The organism is Brevundimonas nasdae (assembly GCF_016654005.1).
Taxonomy (GTDB): domain Bacteria; phylum Pseudomonadota; class Alphaproteobacteria; order Caulobacterales; family Caulobacteraceae; genus Brevundimonas; species Brevundimonas nasdae.
On the sequence record NZ_JAEPWN010000006.1, the window covers coordinates 84,372 to 103,673 of the forward strand.

At 68.0% G+C, this 19,302-nt stretch carries 19 protein-coding genes and 2 tRNA genes; 4 read left to right on the plus strand and 17 right to left on the minus strand.

Translation table 11 applies throughout. The features are described 5' to 3' along the window. Window positions 1-64: 64 nt before the first annotated feature. The 3 genes from JKF87_RS10480 to hemC form a co-directional block, all read right to left on the minus strand. A tRNA-Thr gene (locus JKF87_RS10480) sits at window positions 65-140 on the minus strand. A 35-nt stretch (window positions 141-175) separates the two neighbouring features. After that, entirely contained in the window at window positions 176-883 is a 708-nt protein-coding gene (locus JKF87_RS10485; protein WP_201099839.1) for a uroporphyrinogen-III synthase, read from the minus strand. Next, a complete protein-coding gene (gene hemC / locus JKF87_RS10490; protein WP_201099840.1) occupies window positions 880-1,833 on the minus strand; it encodes a hydroxymethylbilane synthase in 954 nt (317 codons plus the stop codon). Before hemC ends, JKF87_RS10485 begins: the two co-directional genes overlap by 4 nt. A gap of 40 nt (window positions 1,834-1,873) precedes the next feature. Here hemC and tsaD point away from each other — a divergent pair, with 40 nt between their 5' ends. The 3 genes from tsaD to JKF87_RS10505 are packed head-to-tail and all read left to right on the plus strand — an operon-like array spanning window position 1,874 to window position 4,433. Then, a complete protein-coding gene (gene tsaD / locus JKF87_RS10495; protein ID WP_370874345.1) occupies window positions 1,874-3,031 on the plus strand; it encodes a tRNA (adenosine(37)-N6)-threonylcarbamoyltransferase complex transferase subunit TsaD in 1,158 nt (385 codons plus the stop codon). Window positions 3,032-3,057: 26 nt separating this feature from the next. Beyond that, window positions 3,058-4,056: an NAD(P)H-dependent glycerol-3-phosphate dehydrogenase gene (locus tag JKF87_RS10500; protein ID WP_201099841.1), complete on the plus strand. Its 999-nt coding sequence runs from the start codon at window positions 3,058-3,060 to the stop codon at window positions 4,054-4,056. Then, a complete protein-coding gene (locus tag JKF87_RS10505; RefSeq protein ID WP_201099842.1) occupies window positions 4,053-4,433 on the plus strand; it encodes a Rieske (2Fe-2S) protein in 381 nt (126 codons plus the stop codon). Before JKF87_RS10500 ends, JKF87_RS10505 begins: the two co-directional genes overlap by 4 nt. Window positions 4,434-4,445: 12 nt before the next feature. Here the strand turns inward: JKF87_RS10505 and JKF87_RS10510 are convergent, their stop codons facing one another. From JKF87_RS10510 to chpT, 9 genes are all read right to left on the minus strand, one after another. Next, on the minus strand, window positions 4,446-5,504 hold the full coding sequence (locus tag JKF87_RS10510) for a hypothetical protein (protein WP_201099843.1): 1,059 nt from the start codon (window positions 5,502-5,504) through the stop codon (window positions 4,446-4,448). 41 nt (window positions 5,505-5,545) lie between these two features. Next, window positions 5,546-6,313: an ABC transporter permease gene (locus JKF87_RS10515; protein WP_201099844.1), complete on the minus strand. Its 768-nt coding sequence runs from the start codon at window positions 6,311-6,313 to the stop codon at window positions 5,546-5,548. Continuing rightward, window positions 6,310-7,254, minus strand: coding sequence for an ABC transporter ATP-binding protein (locus JKF87_RS10520; protein WP_201099845.1), 945 nt, complete (start codon window positions 7,252-7,254; stop codon window positions 6,310-6,312). The genes JKF87_RS10515 and JKF87_RS10520 overlap by 4 nt, the downstream gene beginning before the upstream one ends. Window positions 7,255-7,437: 183 nt before the next feature. Further along, entirely contained in the window at window positions 7,438-8,517 is a 1,080-nt protein-coding gene (recA, locus tag JKF87_RS10525) for a recombinase RecA (protein ID WP_201099846.1), read from the minus strand. Between the two features lie 146 nt (window positions 8,518-8,663). Then, window positions 8,664-10,181, minus strand: a complete 1,518-nt coding sequence (locus JKF87_RS10530; RefSeq protein WP_201099847.1) for an MHYT domain-containing protein — start codon at window positions 10,179-10,181, stop codon at window positions 8,664-8,666. A gap of 125 nt (window positions 10,182-10,306) precedes the next feature. Then, window positions 10,307-12,190, minus strand: coding sequence for a M20/M25/M40 family metallo-hydrolase (locus tag JKF87_RS10535; RefSeq protein ID WP_236261293.1), 1,884 nt, complete (start codon window positions 12,188-12,190; stop codon window positions 10,307-10,309). A gap of 83 nt (window positions 12,191-12,273) precedes the next feature. Beyond that, window positions 12,274-13,089, minus strand: a complete 816-nt coding sequence (locus JKF87_RS10540) for a CheR family methyltransferase (RefSeq protein WP_201099849.1) — start codon at window positions 13,087-13,089, stop codon at window positions 12,274-12,276. Beyond that, window positions 13,086-13,463 carry a response regulator gene (locus tag JKF87_RS10545; protein WP_201099850.1) on the minus strand — a complete coding sequence of 126 codons (378 nt, stop codon included), beginning with the start codon at window positions 13,461-13,463 and terminating at the stop codon, window positions 13,086-13,088. Before JKF87_RS10545 ends, JKF87_RS10540 begins: the two co-directional genes overlap by 4 nt. An 88-nt stretch (window positions 13,464-13,551) precedes the next feature. Continuing rightward, complete coding sequence (gene chpT, locus JKF87_RS10550) at window positions 13,552-14,217, minus strand: histidine phosphotransferase ChpT (RefSeq protein ID WP_201099851.1); 666 nt, start codon at window positions 14,215-14,217, stop codon at window positions 13,552-13,554. 97 nt (window positions 14,218-14,314) lie between these two features. Here chpT and cysQ point away from each other — a divergent pair, with 97 nt between their 5' ends. Continuing rightward, on the plus strand, window positions 14,315-15,142 hold the full coding sequence (gene cysQ / locus JKF87_RS10555) for a 3'(2'),5'-bisphosphate nucleotidase CysQ (RefSeq protein WP_201099852.1): 828 nt from the start codon (window positions 14,315-14,317) through the stop codon (window positions 15,140-15,142). Here the strand turns inward: cysQ and JKF87_RS10560 are convergent, their stop codons facing one another. From JKF87_RS10560 to JKF87_RS10580, 5 genes are all read right to left on the minus strand, one after another. Then, a complete protein-coding gene (locus JKF87_RS10560) occupies window positions 15,143-16,366 on the minus strand; it encodes a hypothetical protein (protein WP_201099853.1) in 1,224 nt (407 codons plus the stop codon). It lies immediately after the preceding gene. A 125-nt stretch (window positions 16,367-16,491) separates the two neighbouring features. Beyond that, window positions 16,492-16,830, minus strand: a complete 339-nt coding sequence (locus JKF87_RS10565; protein WP_201099854.1) for a hypothetical protein — start codon at window positions 16,828-16,830, stop codon at window positions 16,492-16,494. Window positions 16,831-16,907: 77 nt separating this feature from the next. Beyond that, window positions 16,908-18,539, minus strand: a complete 1,632-nt coding sequence (locus JKF87_RS10570; protein WP_201099855.1) for a peptide chain release factor 3 — start codon at window positions 18,537-18,539, stop codon at window positions 16,908-16,910. A gap of 73 nt (window positions 18,540-18,612) precedes the next feature. After that, window positions 18,613-18,697: transfer RNA gene (locus tag JKF87_RS10575), tRNA-Leu, on the minus strand. A gap of 73 nt (window positions 18,698-18,770) precedes the next feature. Continuing rightward, complete coding sequence (locus JKF87_RS10580; RefSeq protein WP_201099856.1) at window positions 18,771-19,292, minus strand: CcdC protein domain-containing protein; 522 nt, start codon at window positions 19,290-19,292, stop codon at window positions 18,771-18,773. Between the last annotated feature and the right edge of the window lie 10 nt (window positions 19,293-19,302).

Below are 19,302 nucleotides of genomic sequence, written 5' to 3' on the forward strand. Positions count from 1 at the left end.
CCAAGCGGAAGCACCTTCCGGCTTATTCCGGCCGGGCATCAAAGCTGACGATGCTTTGAAAAGGTGGTGCCGCTTAGGTGACTCGAACACCTGACCCCATCATTACGAATGATGTGCTCTACCGGCTGAGCTAAAGCGGCTCCGGTGCGCGTTCAAGCCGCGCGAGAGGCGCTCTTTATACGGGCTGTTCGCGATTGCCAAGCGCCTCTTGCAAGGTCTTGAGCAAAGCATCCTCATTTGGCGCGTTTGACAGGGCGGGCGACAGGCCCAGGGCGGTCAGGGGCGCTGCGGCGGCGACGGAAATGCAGGCGATGACCGCGTGGGCGAGGGCTGGTTCACCGAGCGTCGCCAGAAGGCGTCCGGCGCGCGGCGAATGAACCAGAACCGCGTCAAACGCGGGCGGCGGCGAGCAGGGGGCGGGCGTGGTGCGATAGACGGATGCGGTCGTGATCTCGGCCAAGCCGCCTGCCAGGCGCACCGCTTCGGCTAGATCACCCACCGGGGTTTCGGCGACGGCGGCCAGGATGGGGCCTGCGGGCGGTTCTGCGGCAATCAGGCGGGCCAGGGCGGTCAGGTCGCCGGAGGCGGAGCGGATGTTGCTGAAGCTGATGCCTTTGGCCGCGTCGGCGGTGGCGTCGCCGACCGTCAGAACCGGATGGTCGCGGCGCGGCGTCAGGGCGGCATAGGCGTCGACGCCATTGGTGCTGGTGAAGACCAGGGCGGCGAATTGGTCCAGATCGGGCAGGGACGGGGCCAGAGGTTCGACCGTCAGCAGGGGCGCGATCACCGGCGTCAGGCCTAGATCCCGCAGCCGTTCGGCTGTCCGCCCGGCGCCGGGCTGGGTGCGGGTGATCCAGACGCGGGCCGGGCGGGCGGCGGTCATCCGTCCAGCGTCGCCGGATCGACTTCCTGATCGCCCGCTGCGAGATGAACCTCGGCGCCCAGACGCTGGCCTAGGGCGCGGGCGGTTTCGGTTGTCGCTTCGTTCAGATCGCCGACACGACGCCAGCGGGCCGAGCCGTCCGGGCTGAGCATCTCGGTCGTCAGGCGCAGGGTCCCGTTGTCGATGGCGGCATAGGCGCCGACGGCGGTGCGGCATGAGCCTTCCAGCGCCAGCATGGCCCCGCGTTCCGCCGCGACGGCCAGGGCGGTGTCGGCGTGGTTCAGGGCGGCGACCCAGGGGGCGTCGATATCGGCGGCGCGGGTCTGGATGGCCAATGCGCCCTGACCCGGCGCGGGCAGGAAGGCGTCCAGCGACAGTTTCTCGCGGATATGTTCAGTCACGCCCAGGCGCGCCATGCCGGATACGGCCAGCAGGATGGCGTCGAACTCGCCGTCCGCCGCGCGGCGCAGGCGGGTGTCGATGTTTCCGCGCAGCATCTCGATCTTCAGGTCAGGCCGCAGGGCCTGGGCCTGGGCCTGACGCCGCAGGCTGGCCGTGCCCAGACGCGCGCCGAAGGGCAGGTCGTCGAAGGCGGCGAAGTCGCGGCTGATGAAGGCGTCGCGGGCGTCCTCACGTTCCGGGATGGCGGCGATGCACAGACCCTCGGGCTGAACGGCGGGCACGTCCTTCATCGAATGGATGGCGATGTCGATGCGGCCGTCCAGCAGGGCCTCCTCGATCTCCTTGGTGAACAGGGCCTTGCCGCCCAGCTCCAGCAGGCGGCGATCCTGAATCCGGTCGCCGGTGGTGACGATCTCGACCAGGGGCACGGCGGTCGCCGCCTCGTTCGCCGGCACGCCCAGAGCCGCCGCAATGGCGCGCTGCATCATGCCGGACTGGGCCAGCGCCAGCTTGGAGCGGCGGGTGCCGATACGGAGAGGAAAGGTCATGAGCGTTGCGCACCGGTCGCCGGGTCGCTACCTCGACCCGATGGAGATGTCCGCCGACTATAGCAGCCGCGCCGAAGCAGCAACCGGACGCGACGCCCAGCCTCGAAACGGCGTGCTGACGGTGCTGGGTCTGGAGACCAGCTGCGACGAGACCGCGGCCTCGGTCGTGCGCCTGCATCCGACGGTGTTGGGCGGCCGGGCCGAGGTGCTGTCCTCGATCGTGCACAGCCAGATCGACGATCATGCGGCCTATGGCGGGGTGGTGCCGGAAATCGCCGCCCGCAGCCATGTGGAGATGATCGACGGCGTCACACGCCGCGCGATGGCTGAGGCGGGGCTGGATTACGCCGATCTGGACGGAGTGGCGGCGACGGCGGGGCCGGGTCTGGTCGGCGGGGTCATGGTGGGCCTGAGCTACGGCAAGGCGGTCAGTCTGGCGCGCGGCCTGCCGCTGGTGGCGGTGAATCATCTGGAAGGCCATGCGGTGTCGGCGCGGCTGGGGGCGGAGGTGGCCTATCCCTTCCTGCTGCTCTTGGTGTCGGGCGGTCATTGCCAGCTGCTGGAGGTGCGCGGCATCGGCGACATGAGCCGTATCGGCGCCACCATCGACGACGCGGCGGGCGAGGCGTTTGACAAGATCGCCAAGGCTCTGGGCCTGGGCTATCCCGGCGGTCCGGCGCTGGAGCGTCTGGCGGCGACGGGGGATGGGTCGAAGATCGACCTGCCGCGCGCCCTGCTGGGCCGCAAGGACTGCGATTTTTCATTCTCGGGCCTGAAGACGGCGGCCTTCCGCATCGCCCAGGCCTGCGAGACCGAGCAGGACAAGGCCGATCTGGCCGACGCCGTCCAGAACGCGATTGCGCGCCAACTGTCGGACCGATCCGAGCGGGCTCTGGCCGCCTATGCCGCCGAACATCCGCACCGGCTGTTCGTGGTTGCGGGCGGGGTGGCCGCCAACAAGACGATTCGCGCCACCCTGGAGGCCACGGCGGCCCGACATGGTTTCGATTTTCTGGCCCCGCCCATGGTCTATTGCACCGATAATGCGGCCATGATCGCCCTGGCGGGGGCGGAAAGACTGGCTCTGGGCCTGACCAACGACGTGGATGTGATCGCACGGCCAAGATGGCCGCTGGACGAAGCGCGCGCCCTGTCCGATCCTTCGCACAAGCCGGGGCGCAAAGGCGCAAAAGCATGAACCGGCGCAATGCCTTGGGAGGGCGCATGGAATTTCGCACGGCAGGGGTGATCGGCGCGGGCGCATGGGGCACGGCCCTGGCGCAGGTCTGTGCGCGCGGCGGGCTGGATGTGATCCTGCAGGCCCGCGAGGCCGAGGTGATCGAAAGCATCGCCGCACGGCGCGTCAACGAAGCCTTCCTGCCGGGCGTAGAACTGAACCCCGGCATCCGCGCGACGAGCGATCTGGCGGATCTGGCCGGGTGCGACGTGATCCTGGCCGTGCCGCCCGCCCAGCATATGCGCGCCACCCTGACCGCCTTCGCGCCCCATGTGCGGGCAGGCGTGCCGATCGTGCTGTGCGCCAAGGGGATTGAGCGCGGCACGCTGAAGCTGATGACGGATGTGTTGGCGGAAACCCTGCCTGAGGCGCCCGCCGCCGTCCTGTCCGGGCCCAGTTTTGCGGGCGAGGTCGCGCGCGGCCTGCCGTCCGCCGTTACCCTGGCCTGTGCGGATGATGCGCTGGGCGAGACCCTGTTGAACACCCTGTCGGCGCCGGGATTCAGGCCCTATCTGGCCAAGGACCTGATCGGGGCCGAGGCGGGCGGCGCGCTGAAGAATGTTCTGGCCATCGCCTGCGGCATCGTCGAAGGCCGTCAACTGGGCCGCAGCGCCCATGCGGCGGTGATCACGCGCGGTTTTGCAGAAATGACGCGCCTGGCCGTGGCCCTGGGCGGCGAGGCCGAGACGGTGGCCGGCCTGTGCGGTCTGGGCGATCTGGTCCTGACCTGCTCGAGCCCGCAGTCGCGCAACATGAGCCTGGGTCTGGCCCTGGGGCAGGGGCAGACGGTCGAACAGGCGCTGGCCGGAAAACGGTCGGTGGCCGAAGGGTACGAAAGCGCGCCTGCGGTCCGCGAACTGGCGGCGCGTCTGGGCGTGGAGATGCCCATCGCCGAGGTCACGGCCGCCCTGCTGGCGGGTGAAACCACGGTGGACGGCGCTATCGAGACCCTGCTGTCGCGCCCCCTGAAGGCCGAGCGGGTTTGAGCGATACGCCCGAACCGGCTGAGCGCAAGCGGGTCTGGAAGACGCCGCCCGGCGTGGCCCTGTGCGTCGAGACCGACATCGCCGACCCCGGCGCGCGCGGCTTCGTGCTCCAGATCGGCGAGGCCTTCTTCCACGGTTTCGTGGTCAGGAAGAATGGGGCCGTCGCAGGCTGGATCGACCGCTGCCCGCACGCCGGATTTCCCATTGCGGTCGAACTGGATCGCTATCTGACGCCGGACGGTTCGCTGATCCTGTGCGGCTGGCACGGCGCGGTGTTTGAGCCGCTGACCGGCGAATGCACGGGCGGTCCGTGCGCGGGCGGGCGGCTGACGCCCTGGCCGGTGACGGCGGCGGGCGGGATCATCCGCACCGCCTGACCAGGCTGCGGCTCAGTCGAGCGGCTGGGGCCGCGTGACGATGGGCGCGTTTGGATCGGTCTGCGCCGGACGCGCGGGCGTCGGCGCCGGGCCCTGAGGAACCACCACGACAGGAGGCGGCTCGACCGTCGCCGACGGAACCGGGGCAGGCGTCGAGGCGGCTGGAGCGGGCGCGATCGTCGGGCGCGGCTGGGCGGGTGTCGGCGCAGGCCGGGCTGCAGGCGCAGGCGTCGTCGCGCGGGCAGGCGGCGGCGTGGTTGTCTGTTGTGGGCGAGGCGCGACGGGTGCGGCTGCGACCGGGGCCGGTTCAGGCGTTGCAGCCTGTTGGGGTTCAGGCGTCGGTGCGGCGGGCGGCGTGCTGACGGGCGCGGCGGCTTCGGGCGTTGTAACCGGCGGAGCCTCGGCAGCGGGTTGCGAACGCAGGGCGAACCACAGGCCGCCGCCGATGATCACAACCGCTGCGGCCCCGACCCCGATCAGCAGGGGCAGTCGTGAGGCTGATTGGCGGGATGCCGCCTGACGGGGTGATGCAAGCTGGGGCGCGATGGGCGCGACCTCGATCACAGGCGGCGTTTCCGCGACCATGACGGGGGCTGCGGGTTCAGGCTGAACCTGAGCGGCAGGCGCGGGATCGGGCCGAGGCGGCGAAACGGGCGCAGTCTCGGCGCCGGGCAGGGGCCGCACGGTCAGGTCCGGCGCCGCGGCGGCGGGTTCCGGTTTCGACGGCGTCGCTGGCGCCGTGGCAGGGCGCGCCTGCGGAATCAGCGATCCCGACAGAATGCCGCCTGGGCGCTGCGCCGGGGCAGGTGCAGCCGGACGAACCGGGGCGCGTCCTTCGGCGGGTGAGAAGCCCTGTCCCGATCCCTGCGCCCCACCTGCCTGCTGACCTTGAGCCGGAGCCTTGCGAGGCGGCGGGTTGGGCAGCCGGTCAAGCGGATTGGGCGCGATCGGCACCGGCCCGACGTGGAAGGTGGTCGCGGGCATCCGTCCCCACTGCGCGGGCTTGCGCTCGAACGGCTCAGGCTGGGCGGGCGCCGATCCCGGCGACGGGGTCTTCTGATCGTCGGACATGGTCTTCTATTCGCTGGCGATCTGGCCGGTTTCGTGACGGATCAGTTCTTGAGCCGATATCCGGTCTTGAACATCCACATCACAATGGCAAGGCAGAGGGCGAAAAAGCCCAGGGTCGCCGTCAGGCTGACGCCGATGGAGACATCGCCCTGACCATAGAAGGCCCAGCGGAATCCAGAGATCAGATAGACGATCGGATTGAACAGGGTCACCGTGCGCCAGCCCTCCGGCAGCATGTCGATGGAGTAGAAGGCGCCGCCCAGGAAGGTCAGGGGGGTGACGATCAGCATCGGGATCATCTGAAGCTGCTCAAACCCGTCGGCCCAGACCCCGATGATGAAGCCGAACAGGCTGAAGGTCACCGAAATCAGGATCAGGAAGGCCATCATCCAGAAGGGATGCAGGATCTGCAGCGGCACGAAGAAGGACGCCGTCGCCAGGATGATCAGCCCCAGAACCGCCGACTTGGTCGCCGCCGCCCCGACGTAGGCCAGGACGATCTCCAGCGAGGAGACGGGCGCGGACAGGATCTCGTAGATGGTGCCGGTGAATTTGGGGAAGTAGATGCCGAACGAGGCGTTGAAGATCGACTGGGTGAACAGGCTGAGCATGATCAGGCCCGGCACGATGAAGGCGCCATAAGGCACGCCGCCGACCTCCTGCATCCGGCTGCCGATGGCGCCGCCGAAGACCACGAAATACAGGGCCGTCGTGATGACGGGGGTGACGATGCTTTGCCAGATGGTGCGCAGCGCCCGCGCCATTTCGAAGCGATAGATGGCCCAGACGCCGTATCCGTTGAAGGTCATGCGGCGGTTCCGTTCGTGTGGACCAGGCTGACGAAGATGTCTTCCAGCGAGCTCTGGCGGGTGTTCAGATCCTTGAAGCCGATGTTCAGCGTCTCCAGTCGGCGGATCAGGGAGGGCACGCCGGTGTCGTCGGCGTTGGCGTCGAAACTGTACTCCAGTTCGCCGCCGTCGGTCTTGAGCGTCAGGCCCCAGTCGGACAGTTCGGCGGGGATGGCGGTCAGGGGCTCGGTCAGATTCAGGGTCAGGGTCTTCTTGCCCAGTTTCTTCATCAGGGCGGTCTTTTCCTCGACCAGGATCAGTTCGCCTTTCAGGATGACGCCCACCCGGTCGGCCATCTCCTCGGCCTCTTCGATATAGTGGGTGGTCAGGATGATGGTGACGCCGCGTTCGCGCAGGCGCCGCACCATGACCCACATATCGCGACGCAGTTCGACGTCGACGCCTGCAGAGGGCTCGTCCAGGAACAGGATGTCCGGCTCATGGCTCAGGGCCTTGGCGATCATCACCCGGCGCTTCATCCCGCCTGACAGGGTGCGCAGCTTGGCGTCGCGCTTGTCCCACAGGGTCAGGTCTTTCAGCAGTTGCTCGATGAACGCCGGGTTCGGCGCCTTGCCGAACAGGCCGCGACTGAAGGTGACGGTAGCCATGACCGTCTCGAAGGCGTCCGTGGTCAGCTCCTGCGGCACCAGTCCGATCTTGGTGCGGGCGGCGCGGAAGTCGGTCTGAATGTCATGGCCGTCGGCGGTGATGACGCCTGTCGTGGGGGTGACGATGCCGCAGACGATGGAGATCAGGGTGGTCTTACCCGCACCATTCGGACCTAGCAGGGCGAAGATCTCCCCCTTGTTGATGTTCAGGTCGACGCGCTTCAGCGCCTGATGGCCGGATTTATAGGTCTTGGTCAGACCTTCGATGGCGATGACGGGGGCGATGGCGGGCATCGATGCTCCTGGACCGGCGACAGTGGCCCCGGTTCTGTAAGGCGGGAATATGGCGCGCCGCGACGCGGGCTCAAGGGGCAGGGCGTAGAATAAGAAAGGCCCGCCCGATGCGAGATCGGGCGGGCCGGCTCCGCCGACCCCACGGGGTCGGGTGGCGGGTCGCAGGGACCGACGGAGCGGTGCTTAGCCTTCCAGGTCCTGGCCTTCGTCCGGTTCGGGCGTGCCCAGGAGCTCGTCGGCAATCTTGTTGGTGGAGGCGCGAACCGCCTTTTCGATGGAGGCGGCGATGTCGGGGTTCTGTTTCAGGAACTCGCGCACATTCTCGCGGCCCTGGCCGATGCGGGTTGAATCGTAGCTGAACCAGCTGCCCGCCTTCTCGATCACGCCCGCCTTGACGCCCAGGTCGATGACCTCGCCCAGCTTGGAGATGCCTTCGCCGTACATGATGTCGAAGATGACCTCGCGGAACGGCGGGGCGACCTTGTTCTTGACCACCTTGACGCGGGTGGTGTTGCCGACCACCTCGTCGCGGTTCTTGATCGCGCCGGTGCGGCGGATGTCCAGGCGCACCGAGGCGTAGAACTTCAGCGCATTGCCGCCCGTCGTGGTTTCCGGCGAACCGTACATGACGCCGATCTTGTGACGGATCTGGTTGATGAACAGGACGATGCATTTCGACTTGGAGATCGAGGCGGTCAGCTTGCGCAGCGCCTGGCTCATCAGACGGGCCTGAAGACCCGGCAGGCTGTCACCCATCTCGCCTTCGATTTCGGCGCGCGGGGTCAGGGCGGCGACCGAGTCGACCACCACGATGTCCACGGCGCCCGACCGCACCAGGGTATCCACGATCTCCAGCGCCTGCTCGCCCGTGTCGGGCTGCGACACCAGAAGATCGTCCAGATTGACGCCCAGCTTCTGGGCATAGACGGGGTCCAGCGCATGTTCGGCGTCCACGAAGGCGGCGACGCCGCCCTTCTTCTGGACTTCCGCCACCGTGTGCAGGGCCAGGGTCGTCTTGCCCGAGGATTCGGGGCCGAACACCTCGATCACCCGCCCGACGGGCAGGCCGCCGATGCCCAGCGCCATGTCCAGACCCAGCGAGCCGGTCGAGACGCTCTCGATCTCGTTCACCACGCCGGCCTTGCCGAGTTTCATCACCGAGCCCTTGCCGAAGGCGCGATCGATCTGCGCGATCGCCGCCTCAAGAGCGCGTTGTTTGTCGCCGTCTTCTTTGCCCACCAGTTTCAAAGCCGCCTGTGCCATTGCCTTCGTCTCCCTTGCCATGATTCCCGTCAGAAGCTTGGGAGAGACCCGCCATGGACCCGCCCCCGTTAAGTGAGGCTGACTATGTGCACGGTTTGTTCCGGTTCACAAGATGTTCTCTTTTTTGAAGTTCGAGAACCTGGGGATCAGGCGACCGATTCTGACGTGTCGCCCAGCGGCAGGCGCAGGCTGAAGGCGAAGCCCTCGGGCGGATAGGCCAGGGCCGCCGACCCGTTCAGCGAGCGGTTGATGGTGGAATCGATCAGGTCTGAGCCGAAGCCGCGACGCTCTGGCGAGCGGACGGCGGGACCGCCGCTTTCGACCCAGTCCAGCAGCAGGACGCCTTTATCGACCGACCAGTCGACGCGGACCAAGCCGCCCGCCGCCGACAGGGCGCCATATTTGGCGGCGTTCACCGCCAGTTCGTGAAAGGCCATGCCCAGGCCCTGCGTCTGCAGCGGATTGAGGCTGACGGATGGGCCGCTCAGATAGACCTGTTCGTCGGCATAGGGCGCCAGTTCCTGCACCAGCAGTTCGCGCAGATCGACCCACTCCCAGTTCCCCGCCGTCAGCAGGTTCTGGGTGTTGGACAGGGCCAGAAGCCGCGCCTCGAACAGGGTGGTGAACATCTTGATGTCCGGGGTCCGGCGCGCGGTCTGACGGGCGATGGACTGGACCGTGGCCAGGGTGTTCTTCACCCGGTGATTCAGCTCGTTGATCAGGATGCGCTGCTGGCGTTCGCTGTCGGCCAAGGCCTGATAGGCCTGGCGCCGGTCGGTGATGTCGGTGATGACGCCCGACATTCGCATGGGGCGGCCTGAACGGCTGCGGATCAGGCGTCCGCGCAGGTGGAACCAGCGGTCTGTGCCCGCCAGACGCCATTCCTGATCATAATCGGCTTCGCCCGCCATGGCCCGCGCCAGCGCGGCCAGGTGAAAAGGAAGGTCCTCGGGCGACAGACGGTCGCCGATCTCGGTGGGGCCAAGCCGCGCATCACGCGGAATCGACAGGATTTCGCGGGCCCGATCCGACAGGATGGGAGAGCGCAGAGGCAGGGCGGCCTCCCAGAAGCCGACCCCTCCCGCATCAATGGCGGACAGAACGTTGGTCCTCTGATCCAGAATCGAGGCCCCCAGCGCCAGGAACAGTATGATGACGCATCCGGCTGTGACCGCCGCCGCCAGGGCGACCGGAGACGCGCCTCCGGCGTGGGGGACGTGTGAGGCGGGGGCCAGGATGACGGCGGCCATGCCGGTATAGTGCATGGAGGCGATGGCCAGACCGAGGATCACGGCGGCCAGGGCGCGCCAGCCCTGACTGCGTTCGCGCCGCGCCGCTGCAAGGGCCGCTGTCGAAGCCACCACGGCGATCAGGACGGACAGGGCGACCAAGGCTGGCCGATAGCCCAGGGTCGCGGTCGTGCGCACGGCGGCCATGCCGACATAATGCATGGCCACGATCGACAGCCCCATCAGCAGACCGCCCGCAGGCAGGACGTAACGCTTTGACCTCGGTCGGCTCGCGGTCAGGAAGGCGACGCCGGTTCCCGCTACGGCCAGCAGGAAGGAGACGAACGTCAATCCAACTTCGTAGGAGACGGGGGAGCCGGGATCGAAGCCCAGCATGGCGATGAAATGCATCGACCAGATGCTGATGCCCAGCACCAGGGCGCCGAGCCCAGATGCGCCCGCATCCGGCCGAACAGGTCCAGAGCCGTCCAGGCGCCCAGAATCGCGACGGCGACGGCGACGGCGGCGAACAGGCTGATGTGGTCGTGATGCACGCGGTTTCAGCTCGGCTTGGTCAAGGTGGATTGGACGGGGTCAGGATGGGGTTGAGCGGACTGGGCCGCCAGCGATAGGCCGCCGCCCAGGATCAGGCTGACTGCGCCGATGACGGCCAGCGTGCGGGCTCCGAGCGGCTGAACCGGCGCCAAGGGCCGCGCCAGCATGGCGATCAGCAGGCCGAACAGAGCCAATGCGCCGGGCAGGTCCATGCCGATGCCCAGAAACACGCCGTGCGCCTGCGCCAACAGCCAGCCGCCGACGATCAGTGTGACGACAACCGATGGGATCAGCGCGGTCCAGCCCGCCAGCCGCGCGCTGATCAGGACGGTCGCGGCGGCGGCGAGGGCGGCGGCCAGACCGGGCCAGATGAACAGGAAGGCGGCTTCCGGCGCCAAAATCTGCGTGACGAGGCCCAGCGCCAGAACCACGATGATCAGGCCCAGCCAGCCGCCCCATGTCGTCTCATCCTCGCCCCTGGGCCATAGCGTCAGGATGACGGCGATCACGGCGGCGCCCGCGACAATGGGGTTCAGGCCGCCCAGCGCCAGGGCCAGAACCGCCGCCAGAACGAGAACCAGCGCCAGCAGCCGACGTCCGACCAGGGCCCGTCCGGCGAACAGGATCAGGACGGCGGCTGTCACCGCCAGCCCGGCCCCCGCCTCCATCCACGGCAGGCGGCGCAGCAGGGTGTAATACAGTTCGGGCGTGTCGATCTGTTTGCCGATCGGCCCGGCCAGAACCCGCACCGCCTGGGCCAGGACGACGCCGCTGGCCAGCAGCCAGACCCCGCCCGTCACGCCCTTGAGCACCGACGCGCGGCTGAGGCCCGTCGCGTGTCGCGCGCCCCAGCCTGCGAACCCGGTCAACAGGGCCGCCAGACCCAGCAGCAGCCAGCCGACGACAGGCGGATGACGCAGCACGGCCAGGCCGAACACATCGGCATAGACGGCGTTGTAAGTCGCCTTGGGCAGTGCGGGCGCGCGCAGGAAGCCGTCGGTCGCCTCCAGCGCCAGCGAGCCGATATGCTGCAGGCTGCCCTGATCCAGCGCGTCCGGCGTCGAGGTCGGCGCATGATACTGGTCCGGCCTGCCGATGAAGGCCAGGTTTACGCCTGCAATCCCACGATTGACCGCGATGGTCATGTCGGTGCCGTTGGGCATCAGACGATAGACGAAGACCGTCAGGGCGTTGCTGGACGGGCCGCCGGTCGCGTCTTTGGTCGCACGGGCGAACTGGGAAATGGTCTGAGCGTTGCCGGGGCCGGTCTCGAACATCATGGCCCGCCCGCCGCCGCCGCGCGCCTCCAGATTGACCACCATCCCGACCCGGTCGCGCAGCGGGTGCTCGCTGAAGAAGGCGCGTGCGCCGTCCAGGTTCAGTTCTTCGGCGTCGGTCAGCAGAACGATCAGGGTCCGGTCCGCCGGACCCCGCGCCTTGATCGCCTGCACGGCTTCCAGAATGGCGGCCACGCCCGAGGCGTCGTCGGCGGCGCCGGGCGATCCCGGCACGCTGTCGTAATGGGCCATCATCAGGACGGCGGGCAGTTCAGGGCGACGTCCGGGCAGAACGCCGACCAGATTGACGGCCAGCAGACCCGCAGCATTGTCGCCGCGCTTTTCGATGCGGCTGATGGCGGCGGGCGACAGGGCGCCGGACTGCAGGCTGGGCGTCAGGCCCAGGTCGGTCAGTCTGCCCAACAGATAGGCCTGCACTCGGGCATGTTCGATGGAGCCGATGGGGTGGGGCGCACGGGCGATATGCCGCACGTCCGTCATGGCGCGGACGGCGGAAAACTCAGTGGCGGGCGACAGGGCGGGAGCGGGTTTGGGCGTCTGACTGGTCAGAACCGCCAGACCAAAGGCGGCTGCCAGGGACGCTAAAAGCAAGACCAGCCGCATAGTCACCCCCCGATGCCCAAACGACGTACTTCAGCCCCGAACCGGCCTCTTGTGCAAGAGCGGCCTTGCAATCAGGCCGCGCGGCGAAGGGACGAGGGCGCCTTCACATACAGGCCCTTGCGCCCGTTGACGGGTCTGAAAGCGACGGTTTCGCCCTCCAGGCGCTCGTCCACGCCCAGGAACAGGCAGCCGTCGTCGACCAGCCGCCGCTCCAGCCCGTCCAGCACGCGGGCGCGACGTTGCGGCTCCATGTCCGTGATGACATTGCGGCAGAAGATGACGTCGAAACGCACATCGTCGGTGGGTTCGTCCAGCAGGTTGGAGCGTCCGAACCGCACCTTTTCAGCCAGTTCGTCGCGCACCCGCCATTGATCCTCGGCCGGTTCGAACCAGCGCAGCATGGCGTGGGCGGTCAGGCCGCGCTGGACCTCGAAGCCTGAGTAGATGCGCGAACGCGCTTTTTCGATCGCGCGCTGGGCCAGGTCGGTGCCGATCACCTCGACATGCGCGCCCGCCGCCTTGCCCGCCATGGCGATGGACCAGGCTTCCTGTCCGGTTGAACAGCCGGCCGACCAGATGCGGACGCGGCCGTCAGCACGCGCCTGGGCCAGGGCGGGAAGCAGTTCCTTCTCCAGCACATTGAAGGGCGTGCGGTCGCGGCGGAACCAGGTCTCGGGGTTCAGCAGGCATTCGATCACCGCCCAGGCCAGCGACGCCACGGGCTGGGCCCACAGATTGGCCAGCAGGGCCTCGACATTGGCGTAGCCTTCGCGGCGCGCAATCGGACCCAGCCGGTGTTCGGCCAGATGGATGCGGTCGCGCGCCAGTCGATAACCGGCGCGCGTGGCGAGCAAAGTCTGCAGCTTGTCGAAGTCGTCTGGCGTCATGCGGCGATCGCTCCGACCTCCGACAGTTTGGACTGCAGGATGTCGCCGTCGAACGGCTTCATGACATAGTCGTCGGCGCCCGCAGCCAGGGCTTCGGCGATCTTTTCAGGCCGGGTTTCGATGGAACAGAACAGGGCCTTGGGACGGTCGCCGCCGGGCAGGGCTCGCATCCGGCGCAGGAAGCTGAGCCCGTCCATCACCGGCATGTTCCAGTCAATCAACAGAACGTCGGGCAGGGCGCTGGTGCAATAGGCCAGGGCTTCGGCGCCGTCGGCGGCTTCATCGACCTCGTAGCCGAGGCCTTCGACGATGCGGCGCGCGACCTTGCGGATGATGCGGCTGTCATCGACGATGAGACACGTGCTGACGGACAAGACAGGACTCCTGGCGGGCGTTCGTCTTTACCCGATTTCCTCGCACCAACTATGGCTGACGCCAGTTAATGAGTCGTTGGTATGTCGGTCAAACCGGCATAACCGCCGCCAGCACGACCCGGCCGTCCTCGACCGTCGTGGTCAGGCGACCGTCCGCCTCCGTTACGGTCAGCCACAGCCAGTAAGGCTGGATCCACTGCCCCGCCAGACCTTCGGTCAGACGCAGGCCGTTCAGGCCGGTCAGGGCTTCGGGTTTCAATCGCGCGCGGGCGCCATCGGCCTGTCCGCTCAGGTGCAGGGCGCCGTTCTCGACACGGGTTTCGATAACCGCGTTTCCGCCCATCGGCAGGGCGCCGACCGTCAGATAGGCCAGATTGATCAGGGCGCGGGCCTGGGGCTTTGTGAACTCGCCCTCCGCCACGCGCCAATCCAGGGTCGCCCGTCCGCCCTCGGTCACGCCGACGACAAGCGCCTGCAGTTCGCGGGCGGTGAACCGTTCGCTGGTGGTGGCGGCGCCGAAGGCCACGCGGGCGAAATGAACCAGGGCCACCATCTTGCGTGCGCTCTGGGCGATCAGGGCCAGGGCGTCGTCGCGCATGTCCTGCGCCGACGGATCGTCCAGCAGGTCCAGGCCCGAGACGATGGCGCCCGACGGGCTGATGAAGTCGTGGCACAGTTTGGCGGCGATGTAGGTCGCCAGTTCCGTCCCGTCCACGGGCAGATCGAGCGGGGCTTCGGCGTCGGTGTCGGTCATGGCGTCTGCAGCACTCGGGTCAGGATTCGTCTGGCGCATCAGGCTGACGTGATTTGCCGGTTCATGGAACCTTCGGGATGGTCTATCCAAAGACGTGATGACGACCTCCTCGCTCCCGATCCTCGACCGTGATCTGCAGTCCGGCGACCTGACCCTGAAACTGGCCGAGATCGCCGAAGAGGCGGCGCGCCTCATCCTGCCCTTCTGGCGCAGCGGCACGGCGGTCGAGACCAAGTCGGACGACAGCCCGGTGACCCAGGCGGATCGTGCGGCCGAGGCCCTGATCCTGGAACGGCTGGCCGCCCTCTATCCCGGCGTGCAGACGGTGGCGGAAGAGGCGGTGGCGGCGGACGGCGCGCCGACCCAGACCGACGACTGGTTCTGGCTGATTGACCCGCTGGACGGCACGCGCGGCTTTGTGCGCGGCGGCGAGGCCTTCACCGTCAACATCGCCCTGATCCACGAGGGATATCCTGTCGCGGGCGTCGTCACCGCCCCCGCCAGCGAAACGACCTGGCGCAGCGACCGGCCCGGCGGCGGCGCCCTGCGTCGTCAGTACGGCGCGGTGCATGAGGGCGAGGCCCATGCCGGTGCGGAATGGCGGCCCATCGCGGTGCGCGACCGGCCCCAGGAAGGCGTGGCCCTGCTCAGTCACAGCATCACCGATGAAGAGGCGACGCGCCTGGCCGCCCGCCACGGGTGCACCCATTGGCAGGGCACGGACTCGTCGCTGAAATTCTGCCTGATCGCCGAGGGGCGTTTCGACGCCTATCCGCGCACCGGCCCGACTTCGGAATGGGACACGGCGGCAGGGCAGGCGGTGCTGGAGGCGGCGGGCGGACGGGTTCTGGCCGAAGACGGTCAGAGATTCCGCTATGGCAAGCCGCGTTTTCTGAACGGTCCCTTCGTCGCCATCGGCGGCTGATCAGGCGACGAAACGCGGCTTCAGACTCTCGGCTCGCTGGGCCAGGACGGGCACGCCCATTTCCTGAGCCGTAACGGCGGCTTCGGACAGGATCAGTCCCAGCCCGCTCGGCTGCGCATCGCCCAGACGGCGTCGCGCCAGGCCGATGGCGGCCATGCCGATCTGGTCGGCGGCCCAGTCCAGCGGCTGGGCGTGGGCCAGGCGGGCGCGCAGCCGCTGCTCCAGAAGCTCCAGGGCGGGCAGATTGCGCACCGCCTCGGCCAGGGCGACTTCCCGTGCGATGCGGCGTTCCCGCGCGAGGGCGCCGATCACCAGCCCCTGCCCCTGGGTCAGAGCCTCAGCCTGGGACAGGATCATCAGCGGCAAGGCCTCCTCGCCCGCGCGCACCACCTGAATGGCCGCCCAGTCCAGCGGGCTGTGGTCCGGCGTGAACTGATCCGCTGCCGCGTCGAACATCGTGCGGCCCTGGGCGTGGGCCTCGGCGTGGCCAGCAACGGCGGCCAGGGCCGACAGACCGGCGCCGCACAGGGCCAGGGCGCGCGCGCGGGTCAGGGGGCGGTGGTCCGGCGAGGCCGCCTCGACAAGGGCGCCCAGATCACGTCCGGCCTGATCCAGCAGGCGCGCGTCGCGCTGAACGACCCCCGCATCCAGGGCCAGCACGGCCCGGTCCATGCGCAATTCGACATCATCGCCGCCTGCGCCATGCAGGGCGGCGTCCATCAAGGCGGAGGCATCCATCAGGTCGGTCACAAGACCGCTGAGACGCGCCTGGCGCGCCTTGATCCGGGCGTGGACGACGGCCAGGTCGGAGGCGATGCGATGGCGGCGCGGGCGTCCCGCGCGGGTCAGGGCGGCCATGGCCTGCTGCAGGCGGTCCGGCTCGCCGCACAGGTCAAATCTCAGGATCAGGGCCAGAGCTGCATCAAGGGCGGCCAGGGCGGTCTGGTCTTCGCCCACGGCGGTGCGGGTCAGGCTGTCTGCGGCTCGGTCGGCGCGGTCCAGGCTGTCGAGGGCGCCGGAACGGCGGGCGTGGTCGCGCCACAGGGCGGCGGCGCGATGTTCGGTCTCGAACGGCTGAGGGCAGGAGACGCGGCCCGCATCAATGGACTCACGCCGGGCCTCGACCTGCAGCAGATCGACGCTGATCAGTTCGACCCAGCCCAGGTCCTCGCTTTCACGCGCCTGCGCGAACAGCTTTCTCAGGTCCCGGCCGAATTCGAACATGCGCTGGATGCCTCTGAAATCCCGCTTCGGGACGCAGAAGACGTCCCGACTGGATGACTAGCAAACGCAGCGCCGCACGGCGGGTTCGGCTCAGCTTGTTGTGGAACGTTTCGGATCGAACGTCGTTAGTCCAGATTCGGCGTGCGATGCAGGCAGCGTTGCAGGGCCGCCCGCGCGGCCGGGGCGTCGGCGTTCAGCTGGCGCACCGCCTCGATACGGGCGCGGGTCTGGTCGGCGTCGGCCGTGCGGCCCGGCTTGCCCGCCGCCGTCGCCGCCTGGATGGCGGTCAGCGACCAATAGAGCGCCGCATCATACAGTTTGCCGCCTTCATCGCTTTCGCCGCCTTCCAGCTCCGACGCGGCCTGTGTCAGTCCGGCGCAACGCACGGCTTCCTCGTAGGGGACGAGGTTGGCCGGGGTCTGCTGCATCAGCATCAGGCTGGCGAAGGCCAGGGTGGCGAACATCAAAGGGCTCCGCGACGCATGGGCGTCGTCAGCATCTGACCACGTCGATGTGGCGCTGAAAAGACGCAAGCGCGGCCTTAACCGCGTTCCTTGGTCTTGGTGAAGGCGATCTTGGGGAAACGCTCGCTGACATAGCCGGTCTCCCAGCTGGACTTGGCCAGGAAGACGGGGGCCTGGTCGATGTCGCGCGCCATCTGCGGGCGGTATTTGCCCGAGAAGTCCTCGACGTCCGTGTCTGCGCCGCCCACCCAGCGGGCCTCGGCGTAGGGGCTGGGTTCGAAAATGACGTCCAGACCGTATTCCTCGCCCAGACGGTCGGCCATGACCTCGAACTGCAGCTGGCCGACGGCGCCGACGATGAAGTCCGCGCCGATCTCGGGACGGAACAACTGGGTCACGCCTTCTTCGGCCAGACCTTCCAGCGCCTTCTTCAGGTGCTTGGCCTTCAGCGGATCCTTGACGCGCACGCGCTGCAGGATTTCCGGCGCAAAGTTCGGCAGGCCCGCAAAACGCACCACGCCGCTTTCCGACAGGCTGTCGCCGACGCGCAGCACCCCGTGGTTCGGAATGCCGATCACATCGCCCGCAAAGGCGTCGTCGGCCAGTTCGCGGTCGGAGGCGAAGAACATGATGGGCGCATTGACCGACAGGGACTTGCCGGTGTTCTGCACCTTCAGCTTCATGCCGCGCTTGAAGGCGCCTGAGGCCATGCGGAACATGGCGATCCGGTCGCGGTGGTTCGGGTCCATATTGGCCTGAACCTTGAAGACGAAGCCGGTCACTTCGTTCGATCCCGGCTCGACAGTGGTGTCGACAGGGGCGGGTGCGTTGCGGGTTTCGGGCGGCGATTCCTTTTTGGCCTTCATGACCTTGGGTGCCGGGGCCCAGTCGCCGATGGCCTTCAGCAGTTCGTCGATGCCGAAGTGGCGCAGGGCCGAGCCCCATAGGACCGGCGTCAGGTGGCCCTCAAGGAAGGACTGGCGGTCAAACGCCGGATAGCCGCCCTCGACCAGTTCGACAGCCTCAGCCAGGGCGTCCTGTTCGCCCGCTTCGAAATACTGGGCCGCCTGATCCAGCGGCAGGGCGTCGGGGTGGCCGGGATCTTCGGCGGCGCCGGCGATCTTGCGGGTATAGGGCTGGAACCGGCCGGTCCCGACCTCGACCATGCCGCGCAGGCGGTTGCCGCTCTCGGCGGGCCACCAGATCGGGGCGGGATCAAGCTGCAGACGACTGGCGATGTCGTCCAGCAGGGCCATCGGGTCCTGGGCCTCGCGGTCCAGCTTGTTGATGAAGGTGATGATCGGAATGTCGCGCAGGCGGCAGACCTCGAACAGTTTCAGCGTCTGCGGCTCGATGCCCTTGGCGGCGTCCAGCACCATGATGGCGCAGTCGGCGGCGGTCAGGGTGCGATAGGTGTCTTCTGAGAAGTCCTCGTGCCCGGGCGTATCGAGCAGGTTGAACATCTTGCCGTCGTGCTCGAACGTCATGACCGAGGCGCTGACGGAGATGCCCCGTTCCTTTTCGATCTTCATCCAGTCGGAGCGCGTGCGGCGGTTCTCGCCCCGCGCCCGCACGGCGCCCGCCGCACGGATGGCGCCGCCCGCCAGCAGGATATGCTCGGTCAGGGTGGTCTTGCCGGCGTCCGGGTGGGCGATGATGGCGAAGGTGCGGCGGCGCGCCGCCTCTTCAGGCAGGGTCAGTGTCGACATATTCGATCCTTGGGCGCGGCGGACCTAGCGCGGCGAGCGCTGAAAGTCGATCCATGGCCGGGAGCCGGGCCTTTGGTGCGGGTGGTCGGAATCGAACCGACACTCCTTTCGGAACTGGATTTTGAATCCAGCGCGTCTACCAGTTTCACCACACCCGCACAGGCGTGAGCAGGGCTCGCTCCTACAGGGACGCAACGGGGTTTTCAACCACCGCCTGCCGCTCAATGAAACTCAGGCGGCGACTTCGACGTGTTCGTCGGTTCCGCCCGCCAGAACCCGGCGCGCGCGCAGGTACATCTCAAGCCGTTGCGCCACGATCAGACCGATAGCGAAGATCATGAAGGCGTCGGTGATGACGACGGCGTCCAGATGCCAGGCGGCGGCGTTTTCCTGCATGACTTCACGCAAGCCGGTGCGCGCAGCCAGCAGGCCGACGATCAGCGCCAGCCCTAGGGGCGAGGCCTGGGCCTTCAACGAACCATCGGGTTCTTTCTCGATGGTGATGGTCTTGCCGCGCCACCAACCCGCCGCCGCGCCCAGGACCAGGGCGGCGATGAAGGCGACATAGGCCAGGGGGCCGAACTGGGGGTGCTGGGTCGTCGCCCACAGTCCGGCGCAGATCAAGGGCACGACGATCGCGGGCATGACCCAGAGATACTGCGGCCTCAGCACGCGCTTGCGGCGATTGCGCAGCAGAACCAGGACCAGCACCACAGGGATGACGGCCAAGGGGATCAGTTGTTGTTGCGTCATGAAGGGTGTC